The sequence below is a fragment of the Streptomyces sp. NPDC059785 genome (genome assembly GCF_042732375.1).
Taxonomy (GTDB): Bacteria; Actinomycetota; Actinomycetes; order Streptomycetales; family Streptomycetaceae; genus Streptomyces.
In genome coordinates, this window is record NZ_JBHWHV010000016.1 from 78,917 (window position 1) to 100,953 (window position 22,037).

Annotated in this window: 20 protein-coding genes and 2 tRNA genes; 12 read left to right on the forward strand and 10 right to left on the reverse strand. The window is 71.2% G+C overall.

What is annotated here, in order from left to right:
• Positions 1-60 precede the first annotated feature (60 nt).
• Together ACFV6E_RS15135 and ACFV6E_RS15140 are read right to left on the reverse strand one after the other, a co-directional pair.
• The gene (locus tag ACFV6E_RS15135) at positions 61-582 is read right to left on the reverse strand and encodes an NUDIX hydrolase (protein ID WP_385461906.1); all 522 of its coding nucleotides are present in this window, start codon (positions 580-582) and stop codon (positions 61-63) included.
• Entirely contained in the window at positions 579-2,063 is a 1,485-nt protein-coding gene (locus ACFV6E_RS15140) for a zinc-dependent metalloprotease (protein ID WP_385174390.1), read from the reverse strand. Before ACFV6E_RS15140 ends, ACFV6E_RS15135 begins: the two co-directional genes overlap by 4 nt.
• 192 nt (positions 2,064-2,255) lie before the next feature.
• Between ACFV6E_RS15140 and ACFV6E_RS15145 the strand changes: the two genes are divergently transcribed.
• The 4 genes from ACFV6E_RS15145 to ACFV6E_RS15160 all read left to right on the forward strand — a co-directional run bounded on the left by ACFV6E_RS15145 (position 2,256) and on the right by ACFV6E_RS15160 (position 5,559).
• Positions 2,256-3,368, forward strand: a complete 1,113-nt coding sequence (locus tag ACFV6E_RS15145; RefSeq protein WP_385174387.1) for an SDR family oxidoreductase — start codon at positions 2,256-2,258, stop codon at positions 3,366-3,368.
• A gap of 220 nt (positions 3,369-3,588) precedes the next feature.
• Positions 3,589-4,050: a molybdenum cofactor biosynthesis protein MoaE gene (locus ACFV6E_RS15150; protein WP_385461909.1), complete on the forward strand. Its 462-nt coding sequence runs from the start codon at positions 3,589-3,591 to the stop codon at positions 4,048-4,050.
• Positions 4,051-4,230: 180 nt separating this feature from the next.
• On the forward strand, positions 4,231-4,395 hold the full coding sequence (locus ACFV6E_RS15155) for a hypothetical protein (protein WP_385174382.1): 165 nt from the start codon (positions 4,231-4,233) through the stop codon (positions 4,393-4,395).
• Positions 4,396-4,461: 66 nt separating this feature from the next.
• Positions 4,462-5,559: a PDZ domain-containing protein gene (locus tag ACFV6E_RS15160; RefSeq protein ID WP_385461912.1), complete on the forward strand. Its 1,098-nt coding sequence runs from the start codon at positions 4,462-4,464 to the stop codon at positions 5,557-5,559.
• A 163-nt stretch (positions 5,560-5,722) separates the two neighbouring features.
• Here the strand turns inward: ACFV6E_RS15160 and ACFV6E_RS15165 are convergent, their stop codons facing one another.
• The gene (locus tag ACFV6E_RS15165; RefSeq protein WP_385174376.1) at positions 5,723-6,262 is read right to left on the reverse strand and encodes a PPA1309 family protein; all 540 of its coding nucleotides are present in this window, start codon (positions 6,260-6,262) and stop codon (positions 5,723-5,725) included.
• 137 nt (positions 6,263-6,399) lie between these two features.
• Between ACFV6E_RS15165 and ACFV6E_RS15170 the strand changes: the two genes are divergently transcribed.
• The 4 genes from ACFV6E_RS15170 (at position 6,400) to ACFV6E_RS15185 (ending at position 11,796) form a co-directional block, all read left to right on the forward strand.
• Complete coding sequence (locus ACFV6E_RS15170) at positions 6,400-9,417, forward strand: UPF0182 family protein (RefSeq protein ID WP_385461999.1); 3,018 nt, start codon at positions 6,400-6,402, stop codon at positions 9,415-9,417.
• 43 nt (positions 9,418-9,460) lie between these two features.
• Positions 9,461-9,534 (forward strand) — tRNA-Met (locus ACFV6E_RS15175).
• A 238-nt stretch (positions 9,535-9,772) separates the two neighbouring features.
• Positions 9,773-11,584 carry a sel1 repeat family protein gene (locus tag ACFV6E_RS15180; protein WP_385171002.1) on the forward strand — a complete coding sequence of 604 codons (1,812 nt, stop codon included), beginning with the start codon at positions 9,773-9,775 and terminating at the stop codon, positions 11,582-11,584.
• Between the two features lie 138 nt (positions 11,585-11,722).
• Positions 11,723-11,796 (forward strand) — tRNA-Met (locus tag ACFV6E_RS15185).
• A 127-nt stretch (positions 11,797-11,923) separates the two neighbouring features.
• Here ACFV6E_RS15185 and ACFV6E_RS15190 read toward each other — a convergent pair.
• A complete protein-coding gene (locus ACFV6E_RS15190) occupies positions 11,924-12,340 on the reverse strand; it encodes a Fur family transcriptional regulator (RefSeq protein ID WP_385170999.1) in 417 nt (138 codons plus the stop codon).
• A 154-nt stretch (positions 12,341-12,494) separates the two neighbouring features.
• Between ACFV6E_RS15190 and ACFV6E_RS15195 the strand changes: the two genes are divergently transcribed.
• Entirely contained in the window at positions 12,495-13,946 is a 1,452-nt protein-coding gene (locus ACFV6E_RS15195; protein ID WP_385461915.1) for a catalase, read from the forward strand.
• A gap of 115 nt (positions 13,947-14,061) precedes the next feature.
• Here the strand turns inward: ACFV6E_RS15195 and ACFV6E_RS15200 are convergent, their stop codons facing one another.
• Positions 14,062-14,454: a cyclic nucleotide-binding/CBS domain-containing protein gene (locus ACFV6E_RS15200; protein ID WP_385170994.1), complete on the reverse strand. Its 393-nt coding sequence runs from the start codon at positions 14,452-14,454 to the stop codon at positions 14,062-14,064.
• A gap of 203 nt (positions 14,455-14,657) precedes the next feature.
• The gene (gene hisN, locus ACFV6E_RS15205) at positions 14,658-15,458 is read right to left on the reverse strand and encodes a histidinol-phosphatase (protein ID WP_385170992.1); all 801 of its coding nucleotides are present in this window, start codon (positions 15,456-15,458) and stop codon (positions 14,658-14,660) included.
• A gap of 229 nt (positions 15,459-15,687) precedes the next feature.
• Between hisN and ACFV6E_RS15210 the strand changes: the two genes are divergently transcribed.
• Positions 15,688-16,311 (forward strand): TetR/AcrR family transcriptional regulator, encoded by a 624-nt coding sequence (locus ACFV6E_RS15210; RefSeq protein ID WP_385170989.1) that lies wholly within the window; start codon positions 15,688-15,690, stop codon positions 16,309-16,311.
• 49 nt (positions 16,312-16,360) lie between these two features.
• Here the strand turns inward: ACFV6E_RS15210 and ACFV6E_RS15215 are convergent, their stop codons facing one another.
• From ACFV6E_RS15215 to ACFV6E_RS15230, 4 genes are all read right to left on the reverse strand, one after another.
• Positions 16,361-16,684: a DMT family transporter gene (locus ACFV6E_RS15215; RefSeq protein ID WP_385170986.1), complete on the reverse strand. Its 324-nt coding sequence runs from the start codon at positions 16,682-16,684 to the stop codon at positions 16,361-16,363.
• 158 nt (positions 16,685-16,842) lie between these two features.
• Positions 16,843-17,853 carry a ribosome small subunit-dependent GTPase A gene (gene rsgA, locus ACFV6E_RS15220; RefSeq protein WP_385170983.1) on the reverse strand — a complete coding sequence of 337 codons (1,011 nt, stop codon included), beginning with the start codon at positions 17,851-17,853 and terminating at the stop codon, positions 16,843-16,845.
• Between the two features lie 16 nt (positions 17,854-17,869).
• Positions 17,870-19,210, reverse strand: coding sequence for a 3-phosphoshikimate 1-carboxyvinyltransferase (gene aroA / locus ACFV6E_RS15225; protein WP_385170980.1), 1,341 nt, complete (start codon positions 19,208-19,210; stop codon positions 17,870-17,872).
• 182 nt (positions 19,211-19,392) lie between these two features.
• The gene (locus tag ACFV6E_RS15230; protein ID WP_385170977.1) at positions 19,393-20,115 is read right to left on the reverse strand and encodes a M50 family metallopeptidase; all 723 of its coding nucleotides are present in this window, start codon (positions 20,113-20,115) and stop codon (positions 19,393-19,395) included.
• A gap of 50 nt (positions 20,116-20,165) precedes the next feature.
• Between ACFV6E_RS15230 and ACFV6E_RS15235 the strand changes: the two genes are divergently transcribed.
• Together ACFV6E_RS15235 and ACFV6E_RS15240 are read left to right on the forward strand one after the other, a co-directional pair.
• Positions 20,166-21,017, forward strand: coding sequence for an SOS response-associated peptidase (locus ACFV6E_RS15235; RefSeq protein WP_385461919.1), 852 nt, complete (start codon positions 20,166-20,168; stop codon positions 21,015-21,017).
• Positions 21,018-21,082: 65 nt separating this feature from the next.
• On the forward strand, positions 21,083-21,766 hold the full coding sequence (locus ACFV6E_RS15240) for an alpha/beta family hydrolase (RefSeq protein ID WP_385170973.1): 684 nt from the start codon (positions 21,083-21,085) through the stop codon (positions 21,764-21,766).
• Positions 21,767-22,037: the final 271 nt, after the last annotated feature.

Genomic DNA, 22,037 nt, shown 5'->3' on the forward strand with positions numbered 1-22,037 from the left:
AGTAAGGGGCGGTCGCCAGGGCGACCGCCCCTTACCCGTCCACCTCAGGACCGCTGCGGCTCAGAGCCGCGCCCGCGTCGCTTCCATGAGGCGGACCACCGACTCGTCGGCCACGTCCGCGACCTCGTCGTACGGGAACCAGCGCAGGTCCAGCGACTCGTCGCTGATCGTCTGCACGGCGCCGGGCACCGCCAGGACCGCGTACTGGACGTCCAGGTGCCAGTTGCACGGCGACGGGATGGCGTGCCGGTCGAGCCGGACGGGCCCGCCGGGCAGCAGGGTCAGGTCCGCGATGCCCGACTCCTCCGTGGCCTCGCGCAGGGCCGCGGCCGCCAGCGTGGCGTCCCCCGGCTCGCAGTGGCCGCCCATCTGCAGCCACATGCGCAGCTTCCGGTGGAGCGTGAGCAGCACCCGGCCCCGCTCGGGATCGATCACCAGGGCGCTCGCCGTGAGGTGCCCCGCGGTGCAGGACTTCCACAGACCGTCCGGGTGCGCCGAGAGATGGTCAAGATACGCCTGACGCAGCTCCGGCTGGTCCTCGTAGCCCTTGAGCACGAGGACCGCGTCGTCATGGAGGGTCACTCGGTGCCGTCGCCCTTGCTCTCGCCCTTGCCGCCCTTGCCGTCCTTGTCGTCCTTCTTCTCGTCGGGCTCGGACTCGGCATCGTCCTTCGTCAGGCTCTGCTTCGGGCCGGAGCCGTCGGCCGCCTCGCCGAGCATCTTGTCCAGCTCGGAGAAGTCGAGCTGCTCGCGGTGCACGAAACCGTCCGGGTCGTCCAGGTCGGACGAGGTCGGCAGCATGTCCGGGTGGGCCCACAGGCCGTCGCGTCCGTCGACACCGCGCGCGTCCGTGAGGGAGGCCCACAGCCGGGAGGCGTCCCGCAGCCGGCGCGGACGCAGCTCCAGGCCGATCAGCGTGGCGAACGTCTGCTCGGCCGGACCGCCCGTGGCCCGGCGGCGGCGCAGCGTCTCCCGCAGCGCGTCGGCGGACGAGAGGCGGGGCTTGGCGGCCGTGTGCACCACCGCGTCGACCCAGCCCTCGACGAGCGCCAGCGCCGTCTCCAGGCGGGCCAGGGCGGCCTTCTGCTCCGGGGTGTCCTCCGGCTGGAACATGCCCTGCTGGAGGGCGTCCTGCAACTGCTCCGGATTCTGCGGGTCGAACTGCCCGACCACGTCCTCCAGCTTGGCGGTGTCGACCTTGATCCCGCGCGCGTAGCCCTCGACCGCGCCGAACAGGTGCGAGCGCAGCCACGGCACGTGCGCGAAGAGCCGCTGGTGGGCGGCCTCGCGCAGGGCCAGGTAGAGCCGGACCTCCTCCTGGGGGACGCTCAGGTCCTTGCCGAACGCCTCGATGTTCTGCGGGAGCAGGGCCGCCTTGCCGGCCGGGCCGAGCGGCAGGCCGACGTCCGTCGAGCCGACGACCTCGCCCGCGAGCACGCCCACGGCCTGCCCGATCTGCGTGCCGAACATGGCGCCGCCCATGGAGCGCATCATGCCGATCAGCGGGCCCGCCATGGCCTGCATCTCCTCCGGCAGGACGTCGCCCATGGCCGCGCCGACACGCTCGGCGACCGGGTCGACCAGCTCCTTCCAGACCGGCAGGGTCGCCTCGACCCACTCCGCGCGGCTCCAGGCCACGGCGGAACCGGCACCGGACGGCAGGGACGTCGCGTCGTCCAGCCACAGGTCGGCGAGGCGGACGGCCTCCTGGACCGCGGAGCGCTGCGCGGCGCCCACACTGGCGTCCTTGCTGCCGTCAGGGGCGCCCTGGGAGACCGTCTGGCGGGCGATCTGCTTGGCCATGTCCCAGTTCACAGGCCCGCCCTCGTACGAGAGCATCTGGCCGAGCTGCTGGAAGGCCGCGCCCAGATCGTTGGGGTTCAGGGAACCGAACATCGCGGCGAGCGGGTTGTCGGCGCCGGGGCCGCCGGCTCCGGGGAACCCGAAACCGAACGGGTTGGCCGGTCCCTGACCACCGCCGCTCTCCTGGTCCTTCTTCTTGCCCTCGTCGCCGTTCTCCGGCTCCTCCGGCGGAAGGCCGAATCCGAATGGGGTGTCACTCACGGGATTCCTCGGCTGATAAGGCCGCCGGTTCTCTCCGACGGCGGCTTGCCCGACAACACCACCCAGCGTAGACACCGCGGGCCGATCGGGCCTCGGTGCTTCGCCGATACCTGGCCTGCGGCAGGATGGATGCCACCTGGTTCGCACGCGTCACGCGCGTCCGTTACTGAAGACAACCGCTGGAGACGCCCGGTGAGTTCCCCAGATCCGCAGGTTCGCGCAGCGCGAAACCCCGCAAACAGCCCGCCCAGGCGCGGCCCCGTCGTCGCCGTCACCGGCGCCGCGTCCGGCGTGGGCGCGCTGCTCGCCGAGCGGCTGGCCGCCAGCGAGGAGATCAAGCAGGTCGTCGCCATCGACGAGCGCCGCGGCGAGTGCGAGGGCGCGCAGTGGCACATCCTGGACGTGCGCGACCCGGCCATCGCCGAGAAGCTGCGCGGCGCCGACGTGGTGGTGCACCTGGCCCTCGACCTGGACCTGGAGACCGATCCGGCGGCCCGCTCCGCGTACAACGTCCGGGGGACGCAGACCGTGCTCACGGCGGCCGCCGCGGCCGGTGTGCACCGTGTGGTGCTGTGCACCTCGTCGATGGTCTACGGAGCGCTCGACGACAACGAGCTGCCGCTCTCGGAGGACGCCGAGCTGCGGGCGACCGCCGAGGCCACGGGCGTCGGCGACCTCCTGGAGATCGAGCGGCTCGCCCGGCGCGCGCCGCGCGCTCACCCGGGCCTCAACGTCACCGTCGTACGCCCCGCGGTACTGGTCGGCGGCACCGACACGGCGCTGACCCGGTACTTCGAGTCGCCGCGCCTGCTGGTGGTGGCCGGGTCCCGGCCCGCCTGGCAGTTCTGCCACGTCGAGGACCTGTGCAGCGCCCTGGAGTACGCCGTCCTGGAGAAGGTCGACGGCGAGCTGGCCGTCGGGTGCGACGGCTGGCTGGAGCAGGAGGAGGTCGAGGAGCTCAGCGGGATCCGGCGGATGGAACTGCCGTCCGCGGTGGCGCTCGGGGCGGCCGCCCGGCTGCACCGCATCGGCCTCACCCCCTCGCCCGCCGGTGACCTGGCGTACACGATGTACCCGTGGGTCGTCAGCGGGAGCCGGCTGCACGCCGCGGGCTGGCGTCCCCGGTGGACGAACGAGGAGGTCCTCGCCGAGCTGCTGGAGGAGGTCTCCGGCCGGCACACGGTGGCCGGGCGTCGGCTCGGGCGCAAGGACGCGACGGCGGCCGGGGCCGCGGGCGCGACGGTCGCCCTGCTCGGTACGGCGGCCCTGGTCCGCAGGGCCCGCAAGGCACGGCGGCGGATCTGAGGACGGGCGGTCCGAGACCCGCAACCCACGACCCGCAACCCGCAACCGGGGACTTGGGGACCGGCGGCCGGGTGTCCCTCCGGCAGGACGCTTCACGGCAGGCGCACGCCTGCGACAGCCCTCGCGGACGCCCTCCTGTGGAAAGCTCCGAACGCCTACGCGCGCGTGCCGGGTGATGACGCTGTTCCGCCCTGTCGGCGGGGTACGGCACGATGGAGCCATGGCACCTACCAACGACCACCCCGGTGAGCAGGGCGCGCAGGATCCGATCAGGCTGCTCGCCGTCCGGGAGACACCGCTCTCCGTGGACGAGGTCTTCCGGGCCGTGGGGGACGACGCCGCAGGCGGCACCGCCTTCTTCGTGGGCACCGTGCGCAATCACGACGGGGGCGCCGACGTCGACGGGCTCGGCTACTCGTGCCACCCCAGCGCCGAGGCCGAGATGCGGCGGATCGCCGAGAAGGTGGTCGCGGACTTCCCCGTACGGGCACTGGCCGCCGTCCACCGTGTGGGTGAACTGACCGTCGGTGACCTGGCGGTCGTCGTCGCCGTGTCCTGCCCGCACCGCGGCGAGGCATTCGAGGCGTGCCGCAGGCTGATCGACGACCTCAAGCGCGAGGTGCCGATCTGGAAGCACCAGAGGTTCTCCAACGGTACGGAGGAGTGGGTCGGCGCCTGCTGACCGCCCGGCGCGGACGCCGCCGCGACCGGCTCCCACCGGCGACAACGCGCCGGTCCGAACTCCACACCGCCCCCCGGGTCGTCCGGTTGCGTAACCCGACCCCTGGCGTGAGCGTTGATTCGGCGGATGGTTAATCTGCTGATCAGTCAGTTGCGGTGCTGTTGGGGTCGGGAGGTCGGTATGGCGTCGCTCGCCTGGTTGCTGATTCCGCTGGTGACCGGGGTCGGTGCGGGGCTGTGGGGCAGTTGGGCCGGCCGGAACCGCAAGACCACGGAGGACGGCCACGAACTGGCGGGGTACACCCGCTTCAGGGAAGCCATGGAGAAGTCCCACTCGGGCGGCTGACCAGGTCCTTTGCCCGTACGGCGGCCCCGGCGGTGCGTTGTCGGCAGGGTCCCGTACTGTCGTTCCATGCCACGCCGCACCGCGACGATGCTCGCCTCCACCCTGATGCTGATCGCGCTTCTGTGCGCGGGAGTCTTCATCCCCGTGCCCTACGCGGAGATGTCACCGGGCCCGACGGTGAACACGCTCGGGGAGCACGACGGCGAGCCGGTGCTGCAGATCACCGGGCGCAAGACGTACGACACGACCGGCCATCTCAACATGACGACGGTCAGAGTCACCAGCGCCGACTACAAGATGAACCTGGTCGAGGCGGTCTACGGCTGGCTGGCGCACGACAACAAGGTCGTGCCGCACGACACGCTCTACCCCGACGGCCAGACGGAGGAGCAGTCGAGCCAGGAGAACGCCGAGGAGTTCAGCCAGTCCCAGGAGAGCGCCAAGGTCGCGGCCCTGAAGGAGCTGGACATCCCGGTGAAGTCCTGGGTGATCGTCGCGACGGTCCTCAAGGGGTCGCCCGCAGAGGGGCGGCTGCACGCGGGTGACGTGATCAAGTCCGTCGACGGCACGGCGGTCAAGGCGCCCGACGACGTGGCGAAGCTGGTCACCAAGCACAAGCCGGGCGAGAAGGTCGACTTCACGATCGTGCCCGCCAAGGAGCAGGCCGCCGCCGAGAAGGCGAACAGGACGCCGACGAAGACGGAGGACGTCACGATCACCACCGAGAAGTCCGACGACTCGGGCGCGGACCGCGCCATCGTCGGCATCTCGGCCGGCACCGATCACACGTTCCCGTTCACCATCGACATCAAGCTCGCCGACGTCGGCGGTCCGAGCGCCGGCCTGATGTTCGCGCTCGGCATCGTGGACAAGCTGACGCCGGGCAGCCTCACCGGCGGCAAGTTCGTCGCCGGTACCGGCACCATCGACGACGACGGCATGGTCGGCCCGATCGGCGGCATCGAGATGAAGACCGTCGGCGCGCGGGACAAGGGCGCCCAGTACTTCCTGACGCCGAAGGACAACTGCGCGGCCGCCGCCAAGGACACCCCCGACGGCCTCACGCTCGTCAAGGTGAACACCATCGACGACGCGATGAGTGCCCTGGAGGACATCAGCGCCGGCAAGACCGCCGACCTGCCGAAGTGCACCACCAAGGGCTGACACCGGGCCGGCACCGAACGGTGCGCGGAGGGAGGGGGCGCGTCCGAGCCGGACCCGCCCCCGTCGCCGCAGGAGCCGCAGGAGCCGCAGGATTCGCGAGATCTGCGGGAGCCGCAGGATCCGCGGGAGAGCCGCGGAGGAAGGAGGGCAGCGTGCGGGACGATCAGTCCGCGAACGTCGCCGACAGCGCCTCCGCCAGGCCCGGCACCAGGTCGGAGCCGGTGAGCACCTCCGTGGCCGCGTCCTTCTCCCGCAGCCGCACCGCCGAGTCGCGGGACCCGTCGCGCAGCACGCCGACGGTCATCCGCACCTCCTGGCGGTCCGGGTGCGCGGCCACCCACTGGGCGAGCTTCTTCTCGCTCAGCCCCTCCGGGACCGAGGCCTCGGCGGACGGCGGCAGCATCAGCCGCTCCACCGTCAGCGCGCAGCCGGCCACCGCGTCCGGCCAGGCGATGGTGCCCAGGAACTCGTCCAGGGGCTTGTCGGCGGGGATCTCCTCCTGCTCGATGGGGGTCAGGCCGGTGGTCTGCTCGTCCTCCAGACCGAGCTGGGCCGCGAGAGAGGGTTCCTGGGTCCGCAGACGCGCGGTGTCTACGAGGGCGAAGAGGCGAGCGGGCTGGTCCCAGCCGAGGCCGGAGGCGTACTCGTCGATCTCGAGCACGGCCCGGGTGAGCGGGTTCGCTGCCATGGGAGTGTTGGACATGGTCACAATCCTGCCTCGGAAGTCCCCGGAAACGGGAACCGAGTAAAGCGTGAGTAAGTTGCATAGGTGTGGGTCCACGATCTCGGGGGCCTGACGGATCAACAGCGAACTTCGAGGTGCGCACCTTGGCTTTCCAGATGCCGGACCGCGGCGGAGGCCCCACGGGGCCGCGGATCAGAGTGGGCCGCCCGTCCCGGCGTGTCCGGACCCTGCTCATGACGCTGGGCGTCCTGGCCGTGCTGGCCATGGCGTTCACCATGTTCGCGGGGTTCTGGACGGACTGGCTCTGGTACCGATCGGTCAAGTACTCGTCCGTCTTCACGACCACGCTGTGGACGAAGGTCGGACTCTTCTTCGTCTTCGGCCTGCTGATGGCGGCCGCGGTCGGGGTGAACATCTGGCTGGCGCACCGGCTGCGCCCGCCGCTGAGCGCCATGTCGATGGAGCAGCAGAGCCTCGACCGGTACCGCATGGGCATCGCCCCGTACAAGCGGTGGCTGCTGCTCGGGATCACGGCCCTGGTCGGTCTGATCGCCGGCGCGTCCGCCGCCGGGCAGTGGCGCGTATGGCTGATGTGGGTGAACGGAGTGCCCTTCCACCAGAAGGACCCCCAGTTCCACCTGGACGTCGCCTTCTACGCCTTCGACCTGCCCTGGTACCGGTTCCTGCTGGGCTTCGGCTTCGCCGCCGCGGTGCTCTCGCTGATCGCCGCCGCGCTCACGCACTACCTCTACGGAGGACTGCGGGTCACCAGCCCCGGGGCGCGCGCCACCGCCGCGGCCACCGGCCACCTCTCGGTGCTCCTCGGCATCTTCGTCGCCCTGAAGGCGATCGCGTACTGGCTCGACCGGTACGGCCTCGCCGTGAAGTCCAGTGACTTCAAGGCGACGGGCAACTGGACGGGCCTGAGGTACGTGGACGCCAACGCGTACCTGCCGGCCAAGACGATCCTCTTCTGCATCGCGGTCATCTGCGCCCTGCTCTTCTTCGCCACCCTGTGGCGGCGCACCTGGCAGCTCCCCGTCATCGGCTTCGGCCTGATGGTCCTCTCGGCGATCCTGATCGGCGGGCTCTACCCGGCGATCGTCCAGAAGTTCCAGGTCCAGCCGAACGAGCAGGCCAAGGAAGCGCCGTACGTCGAGAAGAACCTGAAGGCGACCCGCGAGGCGTACGGCATCGGCGGCGCCGACGTCACGGAGTACGCGGGCAAGAGCGAGACCGACGACAAGACCAAGCTGCGCGACGACGCCGACGACACGGCGAGCATCCGGCTGCTCGACCCGAACGTCGTGTCGCCGACGTTCCAGCAGCGGCAGCAGATGAAGAACTATTACGCGTTTCCGACCACCCTGGACGTCGACCGGTACACCACGAAGGACGGCAAGGACCAGGACACGGTCATCGGCCTGCGCGAGCTCAATTTGGCGGGCATCCCGAAGAACAACTGGATCAACGACCACTTCCGCTACACCCACGGCTACGGCGTGGTCGCCGCCAAGGGCACCACCGCGGACGCCGACGGCCTGCCGGTCTTCACCGAGTCCGACCTGCCGTCCAAGGGCGACCTCGGCCAGTACCAGCAGCGTATCTACTACGGCGAGAAGACCACGCAGTACTCGATCGTCGGCGGTCCCCAGAAGGAGATCGACTACTCCGACGACAACGGCGAGAAGACCACCAGCTACAAGGCCAAGAGCGGGGTCAACCTCTCGAACCCGGTGAACCGTGCCGCGTACGCGGTGGCGTTCAGCGAGCCGCAGATCCTCTACTCGGGCGCGATCGGCGAGGGTTCCCGGATCCTCTACAACCGCACCCCCAAGGATCGGGTCGAAGCGGTGGCGCCGTGGCTGACCATCGACGGCGACGCCTATCCGGCGGTCGTCGACGGGAAGATCCAGTGGATCGTCGACGCCTACACGACCACCAACGGCTATCCGTACGCGTCGCGCACGACGCTCGGCGACACCACGGCCGACTCGCTGACCGCGGCCAACAACCAGCGCGCGGTGGTCGCCCAGCAGAACCAGGTCAACTACATCCGCAACTCGGTGAAGGCGACCGTCGACGCGTACACCGGTGAGGTCAAGCTCTACCAGTGGGACACCAAGGATCCGGTGCTCAAGACCTGGATGAAGGCCTTCCCGAACACGGTCAAGAAGAAGACCGAGATCTCCCAGTCGCTCATGGACCATCTGCGGTATCCGCAGGACCTGTTCAAGGTCCAGCGTGAGCTGCTGACCCGCTACCACGTGAAGGACGCGCAGACGTTCCTCAGCGGCAGCGAGGTGTGGCAGGTGCCGGACGACCCGACCAACCAGACGGGCAACGCGGTACCGCCGTACTACCTGAGCATGAAGGTCGCCGACCAGAAGTCCCAGGCGTTCTCGCTGACGACGACCTTCACGCCGAACGGCCGGGACAACCTGAGCGCCTTCATGTCGGTCAACGCCGAAGCGGGCACCGACGACTACGGCAAGATCAGAATTCTCAAACTGCCGACGAGCAGAACGGTCGACGGGCCGAAACAGGTCCAGAGCCAGTTCAACTCCGAACAGGACATCGCCGAGTCGATCAGGCTCCTCAAGGGCGGCGACTCGGAAGTCGAGTACGGCAACCTGCTGACCGTGCCGCTCGACGGAGGACTGCTGTACGTGGAGCCCGTCTACGTACGCGGTGGTGGACTCAAGTACCCGTTGCTGCGCAAGGTGTTGGTCACCTATGGAGGCAACACCGCCTTCGAGGACACCCTCGACGCCGCGCTGAACAAGGTCTTCGGGGCGGACGGTTCGAGTACGGAGCCACCGGACGAGGGGACCACCAAGCCGCCGACGTCGAGCGATCCGACGGTCCAGGAGGCGCTGGACGATGCCCAGAAGGCCTTCGAGGCGGGCCAGGAGGCCCTGAAGAAGCCCGACTGGGAGGCGTACGCCAAGGCGCAGAAGGACCTCGAGGACGCGCTGGAGCGGGCCGAAGAGGCACAGTCGCAGTCCTCCCAGGGCAGCGACGGCAACGACAAGTCCAGCGACAAGAGCACGGACAAGTCCAGCGACAAGAGCACGGACAAGTCCAGCGACAAGAGCAGCGGCGATAGCGCTGACAAGAGCGCTGACAAGAGCGCTGATGAGAGCACTGACAAGAGCTCGGCCGGCGGCTGAGCGAAGGTCCACCCCGCGCCGTGATACGGTTGCAGCACAACGGCGCGGGGTGGAGCAGCTCGGTAGCTCGCTGGGCTCATAACCCAGAGGTCGCAGGTTCAAATCCTGTCCCCGCTACTGAAGACGAAGGCCCGGATCCAATTGGATCCGGGCCTTCGTCGTGTGCGCCGTTCCCTGGTGAGTTGACGGACGCGCGTGCGGAGTTGAGGGGCGACGCGCGTGAAGGCGGCGGTATGCGTGGCGAGTTGGCAGATGTGTGTTTGACTTGTCTCTCTGTGGGCATGTCGACAAAACGCTGAAGTGACCTCACTGACTGCGGTATACCAGATGTACCCAGGTTGCAGGTGGTGCGACGATGGACGTTATGGGGGACAAGGCAACTCTGTTGGAGACAGGGCGTTTTGTGCAGTCTTCCGACCGGGACGAAACCGGCGAAGACGTGGAAGAGGCACGCCGGCGGCTCGACGCCGCAGCCGGCGATGTCGAGGCGATGAGCGTCCTCGGAGCCATGCTGCTGCGCCGCGGCGATCTCGACGGAGCCGAGCCCCAGTTGCGTGCCGCCACGGCCGCCGGTGACCGGGCCGCCGCCAACAACCTGGGTGTTCTCCTGCACCAGCGCGGCTACCCCGACGAGGCGGCCGGCTGGTGGCGGATCGCCGCCGTCGCGGGTTCCGCCGCCGCGGCGCACGCGCTCGGCCGGCACCACCGCGAGCGCGGCGACGAACCGGCCGCCGAGTACTGGCTGCGCCAGTCCGCGGAACAGGGCCACGCCCTCGGCGCGTACGCGCTCGCGGACCTGCTGGAGCACCGCAGCGACGCCGGGGCCGGGCAGTGGATGCGGGCCGCCGCCGAGCGCGGCCACCGCGAGGCCGCGTACCGGCTGGCGCGCACCCTCGACCTCAAGGCCCGCGACGAGGACGTGACCGGCACGGGCCGCGGGGACAGCGCGACGGCCAAGGAGGCCGAGCAGTGGTACCGGCAGGCCGCCGCGCGCGGGCACCGCCGGGCCGCGCTGCACCTCGGGGCGATCCTGGAGAAGCGCGGGGACCTCAAGGAGGCCGGGCGCTGGTACCTGACCTCGGCCAAGGACGGTGAGGCGCGGGCCGCGTGCGCCCTCGGCTTCCTGCTGCGGGACGCGGGCGACTCCGAGAGCGCCGCGGTCTGGTGGCTGCGGGCCGCCCAGGAGGGCGACGGCAACGCGGCCAACGCCCTGGGCGCGCTGCACGCCGAGCGCGGCGAGACCCAGACCGCCGAGCGGTGGTACCGGGCGGCGATGGACGCGGGCGACGTGAACGGCGCGTACAACCTGGGGCTGCTCTGCGCCGAGCAGGGGCGCACCGTGCAGGCCGAGCAGTGGTACCGGCGGGCGGCCTACGCCGGGCACCGCGAGGCGGCGAACGCGCTCGCCATCCTGCTGCTCCAGGTCGGCGACGCGGCGGGGGCCGAGCCGTGGTTCTCCAAGGCCGCCGAGGCGGGCAGCGTCGACGCCGCCTTCAATCTCGGCATCCTGCACGCGGGCCGGGGCACGGAGGCGGACGACGCGGCGGCGCTGCGGTGGTACGAGCGGGCGGCCGCCGCCGGGCACACCGAGGCGGCGCTCCAGGTCGCCATCGCGCGGCTGCGGGAGGGCGACGAGCAGGCGGCCGAGCGGCATCTGCGGTGCGCCGCGGGCGGCGGCAGCCCGGAGGCGGCGTATCGTCTCGCCGCCCTGCTCGACGCCCGGCGGCCGCCGGCGCCCGCGCACGAACTGGGCGAGCCCGCGCACGACAAGAGCGAGTGCGAGGAGTGGTACGAGCGGGCGGCGTCCCAGGGGCACCGGCGCGCACAGGTGCGGGTCGGGATGCTGGCCGCCGCGCGGGGTGACGTCGTCGAGGCGGCGCGGTGGTACCGCGAGGCCGCGGAGGCCGGCTCCCGCAACGGTGCCTTCAACCTGGGCCTGCTGCTGGCCCGCGAGGGCAGCGAGCCCGAGGCGGCGCTGTGGTGGACCCGGGCCGCCGACGCGGGGCACGGACGGGCGGCGCTGCGGCTGGCCCTCGTCTACGCGCGCGGGGGCGAGCTGGCCGAGGGGCAGCGGTGGGCCGACCGGGCCGTCTCGCTCGGCCCCGAGGAGGTCGCCGAACGCGCCGCGCGGCTGCGGGACGCGCTGCGGCAGGAACTGTCCGCCTGAGCGGTGACGGAGCCGCGGCCCGGCGTCCGCCGCCGTGACCGGTGTACGCCGTGACCGGCGGCGAACGCAGGCCGGGCACGGCGGCAGGCAAACGATTTGCGCTGATCGGCAGGGCTCGCGTAATGTTCAGTTCATCGACGCGGGGTGGAGCAGCTCGGTAGCTCGCTGGGCTCATAACCCAGAGGTCGCAGGTTCAAATCCTGTCCCCGCTACTGAAGGCCGAAGGCCCGGAACCAATGGTTCCGGGCCTTCGGTGTTGATACCCCACGCCCGTAGAAGGCACAGCGGTAAGCCCCGGCGTCCAGGACGCCGGGGCTTACCGCTGTGCTCGGGCTCGGGTCAGGCCGACGCGCAGTTCGGGCAGACGCCGCGGTAGGTCATCTCGACCTCGGAGACCACGAAGCCGAAGCGCTCGGAGTCGGGGAGGTCGGCGAGCGGATTGCCGCTCGGGTGGACGTCGCGGATGGCGCCGCACTGGGCGCACACCAGGTGGTGGTGCGGCCGGTGCGCGTTCGGGTCGTACCGCTTGGCGCGTTTGTCGGTGGCGACTTCCAGCACCTCGCCGAGCGTGACCAGCTCGCCCAGGGTGTTGTACACGGTCGCCCGGGAGATCTCGGGCAGCTTGGCCACCGCGCGGGCGTGCACCTCGTCGGCCGTCAGGTGAACGTGCTCGCCGTCGAGGACCTCGGCCACGACGCGTCGCTGCGCGGTCATGCGCCAGCCGCGTCCGCGCAGTCGTTCCAACAGGTCGCTCATACGCACCAGCCTAACAGCAAGGGAACGGAACTCCGAACAGGTGTGACTTTGGAAGTTTACTTGACTTAGACATTGTCTATCGTAGGATCGGACTCGGCTTTGGTCGAAGGACAGGGTCGGACAGCATCAGTCAGGCAGGACGCAGGAGGCGCACGTGACGCAGGGACCGCTTACTACGGAGGCCGGCGCGCCGGTAGCCGACAACCAGAACAGCGAGACCGCGGGCGTCGGCGGCCCCGTGCTCGTCCAGGACCAGCTCCTCCTGGAGAAGCTGGCCCACTTCAACCGCGAGCGCATCCCGGAGCGTGTCGTGCACGCCCGCGGCGCGGGCGCCTACGGCACCTTCACGCTCACCCGGGACGTCTCGCAGTGGACGCGCGCGAACTTCCTGTCCGAGGTCGGCAAGGAGACCGAGACGTTCCTGCGGTTCTCCACCGTGGCGGGCAACCTCGGTGCCGCGGACGCGGTGCGCGACCCGCGCGGCTTCGCGCTGAAGTTCTACACCGAGGAGGGCAACTACGACCTCGTCGGCAACAACACCCCGGTCTTCTTCATCCGGGACGCCATCAAGTTCCCCGACTTCATCCACACCCAGAAGCGCGACCCGTACACCGGCTCGCAGGAGGCGGACAACGTCTTCGACTTCTGGGGGCTGAGCCCGGAGAGCACCCACCAGGTGACCTGGCTGTTCGGCGACCGCGGCATCCCCGCCTCGTACCGGCACATGGACGGCTTCGGGTCGCACACCTACCAGTGGAACAACGAGGCCGGCGAGGTCTTCTGGGTCAAGTACCACTTCAAGACGGACCAGGGGATCAAGAACCTGTCCGCCCAGGAGGCCGAGGTCCTCGCGGGCAAGGACCCCGACTCGCACCAGCGCGACCTGCGCGAGGCCATCGAGCGCGGCGACTTCCCGTCCTGGACCGTGGGCGTGCAGATCATGCCGGCGGCCGAGGCGGCGACGTACCGCTTCAACCCGTTCGACCTGACCAAGGTGTGGCCGCACGCGGACTACCCGGTCGTCGAGATCGGCAAGCTGGAGCTCAACCGCAACCCGGAGAACGTCTTCGCCGAGGTCGAGCAGTCGATCTTCTCCCCGGCGCACTTCGTGCCCGGCATCGGCCCGTCCCCGGACAAGATGCTCCAGGGCCGGCTCTTCGCCTACGGCGACGCCCACCGCTACCGCGTCGGCATCAACGCCGACCACCTGCCGGTGAACCGCCCGCACGCCACCGAGGCGCGCACCAACTCCCGTGACGGCTACCTGTACGACGGCCGCCACAAGGGCGCGAAGAACTACGAGCCGAACAGCTTCGGCGGCCCGTTCCAGACGGACCGCGCGCTGTGGCAGGGCATTCAGGTCACCGGTGTCACCGGCGAGACCGTGACCCCGGTGCACACCGAGGACAACGACTTCGTCCAGGCGGGCAACCTCTACCGGCTGATGACGGAGGACGAGAAGGAGCGGCTGGTGAACAACCTGGCGGGCGCCATCTCCGGGGTCTCGCGCGAGGACATCGCCGAGCGCGCGATCAACAACTTCCGTCAGGCCGACGGAGACTTCGGCAAGCGGCTGGAGGCCGCGGTCCAGGCCCTGCGCGGCTGACGAACCAGCGCTGGAACGCTTGTCGTGGAGGACGGGCCGGAACCCCTGCTTTTCCAGGGGTTCCGGCCCGTTCGTATGCCCCGGTCGCCCGGGTCGTCCCGGTGGGGGTACCGGGTCAGACCGCCGCGTGCTGCCGGACGGGGGCCCAGCAACGGATGATGTCGCGGACCGAGACGATCCCGACGGGACCGCTGCCGTCGAGCACGATCAGGTGCCGGAAGCCGCCGTGGGTCATGGCGGCCGCGGCCTCCTCCAGGGTCCACGCGGGTGCCGCGAAGACGACGTCGGTCGTGGTGTGGGTACCTGCGGTCTCGCTGTCCGGGTTCTGGCCGAGGGCGAGTGAGTTGAGGATGTCGCGTTCGGTGAGGATGCCGAGGCCGCTGCTCTCCTCGTCGAGGACGACGGCCGCGCCCACCCGGCGTGCCGACATCAGCCGGGCCGCCTGGCGGAGGGTGTGTGCCGGGCCGATGGTGAGGACCACCGTGCTCATGGCATCGCGTACGAGCATGGGATGGAGCCACCTCCTTGGTGAAACGCCAAGAGAAGCGATTCACAAGTTCACAAGTGGGGGACTCTCAGAGTTGCAGGTGCCGGGGAGCGCAACAAGGGGGCGCGGGAGGCGAGTTCGGGGGCGCCCACGCGTCCCGGAAGTGCCCCGGACGCTCCCGTACCTCTCGCGTATCTCCTCGTACCGCCGGTCGGTGCCGGTGCTCAGTAACGCTGGTTCAGATACCCCAGCAGTTCGTCGTGGAGGGTGCCGTTCGAGGCGGCCGCGTTGCCGCTGTGCGGGCCCGGGCGGCCGTCGAGGCCGGTGAAGGAGCCGCCCGCCTCGGTGACGACGATCGCGGGCGCCGCCATGTCCCACAGCGACAGCTCCGGTTCGGCGCACAGGTCGACCGAGCCCTCGGCGACCATCATGTACGGCCAGAAGTCGCCGTAGCCGCGGGTGCGCCAGACCGCGCGGGTGAGGTCGAGGAAGCCGTCCAGGCGGCCCTGCTCCTCCCAGCCGGTGAGCGAGGAGTACGCGAACGAGGCGTCGGCCATCCGCGAGACGCCGGAGACCTTGAGCCGGGACGCGGCGGTCAGGCTGCGCCCGGTGAACGCGCCGTGACCCTCCGCCGCCCACCAGCGGCGGCCGAGCGCGGGCGCCGAGACGACCCCCACGACGGGCCGGTAGCCCCCCTCGCCCGCCTCCATCAGGGAGATCAGCGTGGCCCAGACGGGCACCCCGCGTACGTAGTTCTTGGTGCCGTCGATCGGGTCGATCACCCAGCGGCGCGGCCCCGTGCCCTCGATGCCGAACTCCTCGCCGAGGATCGCGTCGCGCGGCCTGGCCCGCTGGAGGTGACCGCGGATCAGTTCCTCGGCGGCCTTGTCCGCCTCGCTCACCGGCGTCATGTCCGGCTTCGTCTCGACCTTCAGGTCGAGCGCCTTGAAGCGGTCCATGGTCGCCGCGTCGGCGGCGTCCGCCAGCACATGGGCGAGGCGCAGGTCATCGCGATAATCGGCCATGGCAGAACCGTATCCGCCCGGCCAGGGGCGGGGCCACACGGGTTCGGGATCACCACGGTCCCCGCGCGCGGGCATCACGGCACGTCATCACGGAGACCGTCGCGCGGGCGCCGCGCACGGCGACGGGCGTACGCCCCTCGGTACCGCCGGGAACCCTTGACAGTGCCTCCGTGCGCGTCAAATGTGAGCTGAGACCCGGTCTCTGAGAGCCGGTCCCTCCAGGGAGGCGATGATGCCTGCAGCGCGGGAATCCCTACTGGACGCCGCATACACGGCGCTCGCACGCCGCCCGTGGTCCACCGTGCGCATGGTGGACGTCGCGGCCGTGGCCGGTGTGTCCCGCCAGACGCTGTACAACGAGTTCGGCTCCAAGGACGGCCTGGCGCGGGCCCTGGTCCGCCGGGAGGCCGACGGTTTCCTCGCGGGCGTCGAGCGCGCCCTCGCCGCCCACGCCGAGCCGCGCGAGCGCCTGGTCGCCGCCGCCGAGTGGACCGCGTCGGCCGCCCGCGGCAACGCGCTCGTACGGGCGATGCTCACCGGCTGCTGGAGCGAGCGGCTGCCCTCGCCGACGCTCTCGGCGGTGCCGTCGTCGACCGCGGTGCCGGCGCAGCGGCGGGCCGACGGGCCGCTGCCCTCGCCGTCCGACTTCGTCGCGCTGGTACGGGACCGGGCCGTCGCCGCGGTCTCCGGGCCCGGCACCGGCAAGGCGGACGCCTTCGAACTGGCCCGCTGCTGCGAGCTCGTCGTACGGCTGTCGCTGTCCTGTGTCGCCGCGCCGCCGGGGCAGGGCGGGATCACGGATCTGGTGAGGACCGCGCTCGCACCGCCCCCGCGCACACTGGCGCTCACGTGAACGAGCGTGAACGAGCGTGGACGCGTACGCCGGATGCAGTACGCCGGAGTCAGTGCGCCGAGCCCGAGAGCTGGAGTCCGATGACCCCGGCGATCACGAAGGTGATGGAGACGATCTTCAGCACGGAGACCAGATCGCCGAGGAAGACCATCCCGTAGATCGCGGTGCCCGCGGCGCCGATGCCGGTCCACACCGCGTACGCCGGGCCGACGTCGAGCTTCTTCAGGGAGAGCGTCAGCAGACCGAAGCTGCCGAGCGCGAAGACGCAGAAGGCGACCGTCGGCCAGAGCCGGGTGAAACCGTGCGAGAGCTTCAGACAGACGGCGAAGCCCGTCTCCAGGAGCCCCGCCACCACGACCAGCAGCCACGCCATGTCTTGTCCTCCCGTGTCCGCACGTCGACTGCTTCGCCCGGCTCGGCTCCGGCTCGGTGCGATTATGCACTTACCGACCGGCCGCGTACGCAAACAACGCGGAGGTCAGCGGCCTGCCCCTGGCATGTGACGCGCCCTGCCGCGAACAGCGCGCCGGATCAGTCGCCCTCGTGCCGCTCCCGGGTGGCGAGCAGCCTGCGCAGCGAGTACAGGCGCGCGGGGTCCGCGTGCCCGTCGGCCACCCACTGGTCGAGCGCGCAGTCCGGCTCGTCGTGGCTGCACGCGCGCGGGCAGCCCTCCGTGCCGGGCTCCAGGTCCGGGAACGCCTTGATGACCCGGGAGGGGTCCACGTGGTGCAGTCCGAAGGACCGCACGCCCGGGGTGTCGATGACCCAGCCGGACGCTCCGGGCAGCGGGATGGCGCGCGCCGACGTCGTGGTGTGCCGGCCGCGCCCGGTGACCGCGTTCACGTGCCCGGTGGAGCGCCGCCGGTCCTCGGCCACGAGCGCGTTGACCAGGGTCGTCTTGCCGACGCCCGAGTGCCCGACGAACGCCGTGACCTTGCCGTCCAGCTGCTTGCGCACGCGCTCCACCGCCTCGCCGCTCTCCAGCTCCGCGCGGCTGGTCACGACGTACGGGACGCCGAGCGCGCCGTACAGCTCCAGGAGTTCGTCCGGCGGTGCCAGGTCCGACTTGGTCAGTACGAGGAGCGGGTCGAGGCCGCCGTCGTACGCCGCGACCAGACAGCGGTCGATCAGGCGCGGGCGCGGCTCGGGGTCGGCGAGGGCGGTGACGATGGCGAGCTGGTCGGCGTTGGCGACGACCACGCGCTCGTAGGGGTCGTCGTCGTCGGCCGTGCGGCGCAGGACGGAGGTGCGCGGTTCGATGCGGACGATCCGCGCGAGGGTGTCCTTCTTGCCGGACAGGTCGCCGACGAGGGCCACCCGGTCGCCCACGACGGCGGCCTTGCGGCCCAGCTCGCGGGCCTTCATCGCCAGGATGTGGCGGTCGTCGACCAGGCAGGTCAGCCGGCCCCGGTCGACGGTGAGGACCATGCCCTCCGCGGCGTCCTCGTGCTTGGGCCGGATGTTCGTACGCGGCCGGTTGCCCTTGCGGTTGGGGCGGCTGCGGATGTCGTCCTCGTCGGTGTGCTTGCCGTAGCGGCGCATGGTTCCGGGCCGCCCGTCAGTTCCCGAGCATTCCGGTCCACAGGTCGGGGAAGTCCGGCAGGGTCTTCGCCGTCGTCGCCACGTTCTCGATCTCGACGCCCTCCACCAGCAGGCCGATGATCGCGCCCGCGGTGGCCATGCGGTGGTCGTCGTAGGTGTGGAAGATGCCGCCGTGCAGCCGGCGGGGGCGGATGTGCAGGCCGTCGGCGGTCTCGGTGACGTCGCCGCCCAGCTCGTTGATCTCCTTGGTGAGCGCGGCGAGGCGGTCCGTCTCGTGCAGCCGCAGGTGGGACACGCCCCGCAGGGTCGACGGGGAGTCGGCCAGCGCGGCGACCGCGGCGATGCCCGGCGTCAGCTCGCCGACCTCGCCCAGGTCCACGTCGATGCCGTGCACGGAACCCGAACCGGTGAACACCAGACCGCGGTCGGTCAGTTCACAGGAACCGCCCATTTCGGTGAAGATGTCGCGGAGCCTGTCACCGGGCTGCGTGGTGTGCTCCGGCCAGTCGGGGATGAGTACCTTGCCGCCGGTCACCAGGGCCGCCGCCAGGAACGGCTGGGCGTTGGACAGGTCCGGCTCCACCGTCAGGTCGCGGCCGAGCAGGGCGCCCGGCGTGACCCGCCAGACGTTGGGCTCGCCGCCCGATTCCGGGGTGTCCACCTGCGCGCCGACCGTGCGCAGCATGTCGACGGTCATCCGGATGTGCGGCATGGAGGGCAGCCGGGAGCCGGTGTGCCGGACCTCGACCCCCTGGTTGAAGCGCGGCCCCGAGAGCAGCAGCGCGGAGACGAACTGCGAGGAGGACGACGCGTCGATCTCGACCGTGCCGCCGTCCAGGGCACCGCCGCCGTGCACGGTCAGCGGCAGGGCGCCGCGGCCGTCGTCGTCGATCCGCGCGCCGAGCACCCGCAGCGCGTCGATCACCCCGTTGAGCGGCCGCTCGTACGAGCGCGGGTCGCCGTCGAAGCGGACGGGGCCGTCGGCCAGCGCGGCGACCGGGGGCAGGAAGCGCATCACGGTGCCCGCGTTGCCGACGTCGACCGTGGCCGGGCCGCGCAGCCCGGAGGGGATGACCCGCCATGCCTCGCCGGAGCTCTCGGAGCCGACCGTGACGGTCGAGCTGGAGGAGACCGTCTCCTCGATGCCGACGCCCATCGCGCGCAGCGCGCCCGCCATGAGCAGGGTGTCGCGCGAGCGCAGCGGGCGGCGCAGCCAGCCCGGTTCGGAGGCCAGCGCGGCGAGGACCAGGGCACGGTTGGTGACCGACTTCGACCCGGGCACGTGGACCGTCGCGTCGACGGCTCCGCTCGCGTGCGGGGCGGGCCAGAGGGCGGTGTGAGCGGGGTTAACGGTCATGCGCCCCACTTTAGTGGCTGGCGATGAGCGGAGATCTTGATCAAAAGCGGCGAAATCCGAGCGAAACGAAACGGTGGTAAGAACGGGCGGTGTACCGCGTCCCGAACCGGCGGAGCCTCCGGTTCCGTTCGCCCCGGCAACCGGTTCCCGCCCGCCCGGCATCCGGTTCCGTCCGTCCCGGATCACACCTCCAGGAGCCAGCGCCCCCCGCCTATCAGGGAGCACAGGGACACCGCGTGGAAGAAGAACAGCCACAGCCCGGCCGGCGCGTGCGTGAGCCGGGCGAGCTGGTCGGCGTCCGAGTCGCCCGCGCCGCCGCGTATCCGCTTGGCCTGGAGCTCGAAGGCCGGACGGACGCCGCCGAGCAGCAGGAACCACACCACCGCGTAGGCGAACGCCGCCTGCACCTGGGGTCCGGCCAGCCAGGACACCAGCACGAAGGTGCCGCCGGTGAGCACGACCGTGAGCGCGCCGTAGGCGTTGCGGATCATCACCAGCATCGCCACCAGGAGCAGGGTGGCCAGCCACAGCAGGGCGGTGATGTGGCCCGCGGCGAGCAGCGCGGCGCCGCCGAGGCCGAGCAGCGGCGGCGCGGTGTAGCCGGCCGCCGCGGTGAGGATCATGCCGAGCCCGCTGGGCTTGCCGCGGCTGACGGTGAGACCGCTGGTGTCGGAGTGCAGCCGGATGCCGTCGAGGCTGCGGCCGGTGAGCAGGGCGACCAGACCGTGGCCGCCCTCGTGCGCGATGGTGATGGCGTTGCGTGAGAGCCGCCACACGTTGTGCGGGAGGATCACCGCGAGGGCGGCGACCGCGGTGGCGATCACCACCCACAGGTCGGGGTCCGGCTGGCCGCCGACGATCTGGTCCCAGAGTTCGGCAGGCGAGGTGGATGCGGTGCTGTCCATTGTCTGCGGTGGCTCCCTGTGGGTTCGCGAGATCTGGCAGTGTGGCACGTATGTGCGGACGGTATGCAGCGAGTCGTGGGCCCGAGGATCTCGCAGGAATCTTTGAGATCGAGATGGTGCCCGAGGCGGCGGCGGAGCCGGGCGCGGAAGGCGGTGGGCCCGCCGAGGCCCTGGCGCCCGATTTCAACGTGGCTCCCACCAAGGAGGTCTACGCGGTCCTCGACCGTCCCGTTAAGGACGCCGGGGACCCGCGGCCGGTTCGGCAGCTCCGCCGGCTCAAGTGGGGCCTCGTCCCGTCCTGGTCCAAGACGCCCGACGGCGGCGCCCGGATGATCAACGCGCGCGCGGAGACCGTGCACGAGAAGCCGTCGTACCGGCGGGCCTTCGCCACCCGGCGCTGCATCCTCCCGGCGGACGGCTACTACGAGTGGGTCACCGCCGCCGCCGAGCGCGAGCTGGAGGTGGAGGGCAAGAAGAAGCGGCCCCGCAAGCAGCCGTACTTCGTGACCCGCGCGGACGGCTCGGTGTTCGCGATGGCGGGCCTGTACGAGTTCTGGCGCGACCGCACGCTGCCGGACGACCACCCGCGCGCGTGGTGGGTGACCTGCTCGGTGATCACCACGGAGGCGGAGACCTCGCCGCTCGCCGTGGCCCCCGCCGAGGGCCCGCGCTCCCTGGCCGACATCCACCCCCGCATGCCGCTGATGCTCACCCCCGACCGCTGGGACGCCTGGCTCGACCCGGCCCGTACGGACGCCGACGACGTGCGCTCCCTGCTCGCGCCGCCCCCGCCGGGCCTGATGCGCGCGTACCCGGTGTCCACGGCGGTGAGCAACGTGCGCAACAACGGGCCCGAGCTGCTGAAGGAGCTGGAGGCACCGGAGGAGGGCACGCTCTTCTGAAGCGCTCCTCCGCGCCACAGGCCCTAATGATCCACCGGGATCCGTCGGCAGGGCACCATGGCCGGGTGACGCACAGTGAAGCAGACCGGACGACCGCGACGGTGGAGACGGTGGACACGGACGCGGGTCCGGCCCGTGTCACCTGGTACGAAGCCCCGCGCGCCCGCCTCGTGCTCGCCGTGAGCCACGGCGCGGGCGGCGGCATCGAGGCGCGCGACCTGACGGCCCTGGCCCGGGAGCTGCCCGCGCGCGGGGTGAGCGTCGCGCTCGTGGAGCAGCCCTGGCGGGTGGCGGGCAGAAAGCTGGCGCCGGCCCCCAAGACGCTGGACGCGGGGTGGCGCGGGGTGTGGCCCGCGGTGGCCGGGCGGGACCTGCCCGTGGTCGCGGGCGGGCGCAGCGCCGGGGCGCGGGTCGCCTGCCGCACCGCGCGCGAGCTCGGCGCCCGCGCCGTACTGGCCCTGAGCTTCCCGTTGCACCCGCCGGGCAGGCCGGAGAAGTCGCGCGCCGGGGAACTGCTCGGTGCCGGGGTGCCCACGCTCGTGGTGCAGGGCGGCAACGACCCCTTCGGCCGGCCCGAGGAGTTCCCCGAGGAGTTCCCTGGCGAGTCCGCGGCGGGCGGGCACCGGCTCGTGACGGTGCCGTACGGCGATCACGGCTTCGCCGTCCCCAAGCGGGCGCCGCTCGGTCAGGACGAGGCCCTGCGGATCATCACCGACGCGGCGGGGGAGTGGCTCGCGTCACTCCTGTGACGCTTGACGACTTCTGTGACGCGGTCGGCCGGGGGCCGGGAATGTTGTCCGGCGGGCGGCTGTTGTGGGGAGCAGACAGCACGCAACGTGCTGACCGCGCCTACTTGGAGAGGAAGTCCGCCGCATGGGTTCGACCATCTGCCCGAGCCGTGGCAGCGCCGCTGACCTGGAGTGGTCGGTGCTGCATGCGGCGAAGACCGCCCCTATTCGGGCGGCGGGCGGACCGGATCGTCGTCTATCCTCCGATTCGAGTGGGACCGGTTTCGGGCCC

Coding starts and splice junctions, on each gene's coding strand:
- ACFV6E_RS15150 (WP_385461909.1), top strand. CDS start 3,589: ATGGCACCTACCAACGACCACCCCGGTGAGCAGGGCGCGCAGGATCCG.
- ACFV6E_RS15155 (WP_385174382.1), top strand. CDS start 4,231: ATGGCGTCGCTCGCCTGGTTGCTGATTCCGCTGGTGACCGGGGTCGGT.
- ACFV6E_RS15160 (WP_385461912.1), top strand. CDS start 4,462: ATGCCACGCCGCACCGCGACGATGCTCGCCTCCACCCTGATGCTGATC.
- ACFV6E_RS15165 (WP_385174376.1), bottom strand. CDS start 6,262: ATGTCCAACACTCCCATGGCAGCGAACCCGCTCACCCGGGCCGTGCTC.
- ACFV6E_RS15170 (WP_385461999.1), top strand. CDS start 6,400: ATGCCGGACCGCGGCGGAGGCCCCACGGGGCCGCGGATCAGAGTGGGC.
- ACFV6E_RS15180 (WP_385171002.1), top strand. CDS start 9,773: ATGGACGTTATGGGGGACAAGGCAACTCTGTTGGAGACAGGGCGTTTT.
- ACFV6E_RS15190 (WP_385170999.1), bottom strand. CDS start 12,340: ATGAGCGACCTGTTGGAACGACTGCGCGGACGCGGCTGGCGCATGACC.
- ACFV6E_RS15200 (WP_385170994.1), bottom strand. CDS start 14,454: ATGCTCGTACGCGATGCCATGAGCACGGTGGTCCTCACCATCGGCCCG.
- hisN (WP_385170992.1), bottom strand. CDS start 15,458: ATGGCCGATTATCGCGATGACCTGCGCCTCGCCCATGTGCTGGCGGAC.
- ACFV6E_RS15210 (WP_385170989.1), top strand. CDS start 15,688: ATGATGCCTGCAGCGCGGGAATCCCTACTGGACGCCGCATACACGGCG.
- ACFV6E_RS15215 (WP_385170986.1), bottom strand. CDS start 16,684: ATGGCGTGGCTGCTGGTCGTGGTGGCGGGGCTCCTGGAGACGGGCTTC.
- rsgA (WP_385170983.1), bottom strand. CDS start 17,853: ATGCGCCGCTACGGCAAGCACACCGACGAGGACGACATCCGCAGCCGC.
- aroA (WP_385170980.1), bottom strand. CDS start 19,210: ATGACCGTTAACCCCGCTCACACCGCCCTCTGGCCCGCCCCGCACGCG.
- ACFV6E_RS15230 (WP_385170977.1), bottom strand. CDS start 20,115: ATGGACAGCACCGCATCCACCTCGCCTGCCGAACTCTGGGACCAGATC.
- ACFV6E_RS15235 (WP_385461919.1), top strand. CDS start 20,166: ATGTGCGGACGGTATGCAGCGAGTCGTGGGCCCGAGGATCTCGCAGGA.